The 5,025-nt window shown below is 46.1% G+C and carries 2 rRNA genes; both read left to right on the forward strand.

From position 1 onward, the window contains the following. Positions 1–6 precede the first annotated feature (6 nt). Positions 7–1,536 (forward strand): 16S ribosomal RNA (locus tag C4B25_RS04080). 501 nt (positions 1,537–2,037) lie between these two features. Then, positions 2,038–4,933 (forward strand): 23S ribosomal RNA (locus tag C4B25_RS04085). Together the 16S and 23S rRNA genes form the textbook arrangement of a ribosomal RNA operon. Positions 4,934–5,025: the final 92 nt, after the last annotated feature.

The raw sequence follows: 5,025 nt of genomic DNA on the forward strand, positions 1-5,025 counted from the left end.
GAATCAATTTATGAGAGTTTGATCCTGGCTCAGGATGAACGCTGGCTGTGTGCCTAATACATGCATGTTGAACGAAGCAAAAGTGCTTGCACTTTAGACTTAGTAGCGAATGGGTGAGTAACACGTACTTAACCTACCCCTAAGATTGGGACAACGTCTGGAAACGGACGCTAATACCGAATACGTATTTGAATCGCATGATTTAAATATAAAAGGAGCTTCGGCTTCACTAAGGGATGGGAGTGCGCTACATTAGTTAGTTGGTAGGGTAATGGCCTACCAAGACTATGATGTATAGCGGGGCCGAGAGGCTGATCCGCCACACTGGGACTGAGATACGGCCCAGACTCCTACGGGAGGCAGCAGTAGGGAATTTTCCACAATGAACGAAAGTTTGATGGAGCGACACAGCGTGCAGGATGAAGGTCTTCGGATCGTAAACTGCTGTTATAAGGGAAGAAAAACTTTGGGAGGTAATGCCCAGAACTTGACGGTACCTTATCAGAAAGCGACGGCTAACTATGTGCCAGCAGCCGCGGTAATACATAGGTCGCAAGCGTTATCCGGAATTATTGGGCGTAAAGAGTTCGTAGGTGGTCTTGTCAGTCTGAAGTTAAAGCCCGGGGCTCAACCCCGGCCCGCTTTGGATACTGCAAGACTAGAGTATTAGAGAGGTTAGTGGAACTCCATGTGAAGCGGTGGAATGCGTAGATATATGGAAGAACACCAATGGCGAAGGCAACTAACTGGCTAATAACTGACACTGAGGAACGAAAGCGTGGGTAGCAAACAGGATTAGATACCCTGGTAGTCCACGCCGTAAACGATGATCACTAGACGGTAGAAGATTTACTGTCACAGCTAACGCATTAAGTGATCCGCCTGAGTAGTATGCTCGCAAGAGTGAAACTTAAAGGAATTGACGGGGACCCGCACAAGCGGTGGAGCATGTGGTTTAATTTGAAGATACGCGGAGAACCTTACCCACTCTTGACATCTTCCGCAAAGCTATGGAGACATAGTGGAGGTTAACGGAATGACAGATGGTGCATGGTTGTCGTCAGCTCGTGTCGTGAGATGTTCGGTTAAGTCCGGCAACGAGCGCAACCCCTGTCCTTAGTTACCAGCAAGTAATGTTGGGGACTCTAGGGAGACTGCCTGGGTAACCAGGAGGAAGGTGGGGACGACGTCAAATCATCATGCCTCTTACGAGTGGGGCAACACACGTGCTACAATGGGAGATACAGAATGACGCAATATGGTGACATGGAGCAAATCACAAAAATCTCTCTCAGTTCGGATCGAAGTCTGCAACTCGACTTCGTGAAGTTGGAATCGCTAGTAATCGTAGGTCAGCTATACTACGGTGAATACGTTCTCGGGTCTTGTACACACCGCCCGTCACACCACGGGAGCTGGTAATGCCCGAAGCTGGTTTATTAACTTCGGAGATGACTGTCTAAGGCAGGACCGGTGACTGGGGTGAAGTCGTAACAAGGTATCCCTACGAGAACGTGGGGATGGATCACCTCCTTTCTATGGAGTACATCAACTTAAAGGTCAGTACAAGTCTTAATAATGTAGTAATTTAATTACAATATATGGTTAAGCAAAAATCCTATCTTTCCCAAAAGCAACGAGTAATTCGTATGCTGAATGATAGGCGGATTTATGGGGCATTTTGACCAATGCCAATCTTGTGTCTAGTTTTGAGAGTTTTATCTCTCTATGATAGTTCTTTGAAAACTGAATAGCAGACATAAAAGTATGTAACAACGTTAAATATCATTAGATTTTTAACAGCTTACATCGAGTCACACCATTATTGGTATTTTTTAAATGCTAATAATGAGTGTAACAAACCAATAAAACAACAACAGTATTCATATGTATTTATATATATGAGTACGATCTCAAGATAAAATTTAAAATATTCGTATTTTAATTTTCGTCATTGATAAATAAAATCAAAATAGATAACCTTAAGATATAAATCAAAAATAGGTCCAACTTAATTGTTGGACGTTACTAAAAACTTATTAAATAAGTAAGAGTGAGTGGTGAATGCCTTGGGTCTGGAAGTCGAAGAAGGACGTGATTACCTGCGATAAGCATTGTGGAGCTGGATATACGCTATGAAACAATGATTTCCGAATGGGGAAACCCAGCTAGATTAATCTCTAGTTACTACCAACTGAATACATAGGTTGGTCAGAGATACACGCTGTGAACTGAAACATCTTAGTAGCAGCAGGAAAAGAAAATAAATAATGATTCCGTAAGTAGCGGCGAGCGAACGCGGAGGAGGCCAAACCGACTTTTAGTCGGGGTTGTAGGACAGTTTTTATGAGTTACAAAACTTATGCATAGAAGAATTACCTGGAAAGGTAAGCCATAGAGGGTGATAGCCCCGTAATCGAAATGCATGAGACTCTTAACTGTATCCTGAGTAGGGCGGGGCACGTGAAACCCTGTCTGAATCCGCCGGGACCACCCGGTAAGCCTAAATACTAACCAGACACCGATAGTGAACAAGTACCGTGAGGGAAAGGTGAAAAGAACCCCGAGAGGGGAGTGAAATAGATTCTGAAACCGCTTACTTACAAGTAGTCAGAGCCCGTTAATGGGTGATGGCGTACATTTTGCAGTATGGTCCGGCGAGTTATGTTTGCGTGCAAGGTTAAGTGGAAAAAAGCGGAGCCGTAGAGAAATCGAGTCTTAATAGGGCGACTAGTACGTAGACATAGACCCGAAACCAGGTGATCTATCCATGAGCAGGGTGAACGTTAGGTAAAACTAACCGGAGGCCCGAACCGGGGTACGCTAAAAAGTGCTCGGATGACTTGTGGATAGCGGTGAAATTCCAATCGAACCTGGATATAGCTGGTTCTCTTCGAAATAGCTTTACGGCTAGCGTTGTGTGTTAAGTAGTGGAGGTAGAGCACTGAATGTGGAATGGCCGCGCCTAGCGGTACTGACTACAATTAAACTCCGAATGCCATTATGTATTACACAGCAGTCAGAACATGGGTGATAACGTCCATGCTCGCGAGGGAAACAACCCAGATCGTCAGCTAAGGTCCCTAAATTGTGTTAAGTGAGAAAGGTTGTGGGGTTTCACAAACAGCTAGTATGTTGGCTTAGAAGCAGCCATCATTTAAAGAGTGCGTAACAGCTCACTAGTCGAGAGACCCTGCGCCAATAATGTAACGGGACTAAACACAATACCGAAGCTACGGACTTCCATTTATGGGAGTGGTAGGAGAGCGTTCTTGTCAGCACTGAAGCCAGACCGTGAGGACTGGTGGAGCGGCAAGAAGTGAGAATGCCGGAATGAGTAACGATTGAAGGTGAGAATCCTTCACGCCTATTGGGGAAGGTTTCCTGGGCAAGGTTCGTCCACCCAGGGTTAGTCGGGACCTAAGGCGAGGCCGAAAGGCGTAGTCGATGGACAACAGGTTGATATTCCTGTACTTCCGCTAGAGTGATGGAGTGACGGAGAAGGATAATACTACCACTTAATGGATTGTGGGGTAAATAGTAAGATGGTCAAGTAGGCAAATCCGCTTGGCTTAACATTGAGCTATGACGCATAGGGAAAGCTTCGGCGATTACCGAATTGTATGATTTCATGCTTCCAAGAAAAGCTTCTAACATTAATCTAGTTGGAACCCGTACCGAGAACGGACACACGTCCCCAAGATGAGTATTCTAAGGCGAGCGAGATAACCATTGTTAAGGAACTCTGCAAAATGACCCCGTACGTTCGCAAGAAGGGGTGCTCAACTCTGTTGAGCCGCAGTGAAAAGTGAGGGGCGACTGTTTATCAAAAACACAGCTTTGTGCTAAATCGCAAGATGAAGTATACGAGGTGACGCCTGCCCAGTGTCCGAAGGTTAAGTTGAAGTGTTAGCATTAGCGAAGCTCTGATATGAAGCCCGGATGAACGGCGGCCGTAACTATAACGGTCCTAAGGTAGCGAAATTCCTTGTCGGCTAATTACCGACCTGCACGAAAGGCGTAACGATCTCTCAGCTGTCTCAACAATGGACTCGGTGAAATTATGGTACCAGTGAAAACGCTGGTTACCCGCATCAAGACGAAAAGACCCCGTGGAGCTTTACTACAGGTTCGTATTGTTATTTGGCTAAACATGTGTAGGATAGGTGGGAGACTTTGAAGCTATAACGCTAGTTATAGTGGAGTCATCCTTGAAATACCACCCTTGTTTAGTTGACTAACTAACTTGCCACCATTATCTGGTGGGAGGACAGTGCGTGCTGGGTAGTTTGACTGGGGCGGTCGCCTCCTAAAATGTAGCGGAGGCGCTCAAAGGTACCCTCAGTACGGTCAGAAACCGTACGCAGAGCGCAAAGGTAAAAGGGTGCTTGACTGTGAGACCTACAAGTCGAGCAGGTGCGAAAGCAGGACTTAGTGATCCGGCGGTTCCTTGTGGAAGGGCCGTCGCTCAACGGATAAAAGCTACCCCGGGGATAACAGGCTTATCTTCCCCAAGAGATCACATCGACGGGAAGGTTTGGCACCTCGATGTCGGCTCATCGCATCCTGGAGCTGGAGTCGGTTCCAAGGGTTGGGCTGTTCGCCCATTAAAGCGGTACGCGAGCTGGGTTCAGAACGTCGTGAGACAGTTCGGTCCCTATCTGATGTGGGCGTTGGATTATTGATGAGAGCTGCTCTTAGTACGAGAGGACCGGAGTGGACATACCACTGGTGTTCCAGTTGTCCCGCCAGGGGCATAGCTGGGTAGCCAAGTATGGAAAGGATAACCGCTGAAAGCATCTAAGCGGGAAGCCTCCTCAGAGATGAATAATCCCTTGAAATTCCTTGTAGACGACGAGGTTGATAGGCTGGAAGTGTACGTGTAGCGATACATTTAGCTGACCAGTACTAATAAATTGAACGGTTTAATAAGTGATCTAAATCTTAGGTTATCTATTGAAACGGTACGTCACAGACAAACCAATGAAGAATCTGCTATTCAGTTTTGAAAGAACTAGAAACAAA

This window comes from Mycoplasma todarodis (assembly GCF_004335995.1).
GTDB lineage: Bacteria > Bacillota_I > Bacilli_A > Mycoplasmatales > Metamycoplasmataceae > Mycoplasma_K > Mycoplasma_K todarodis.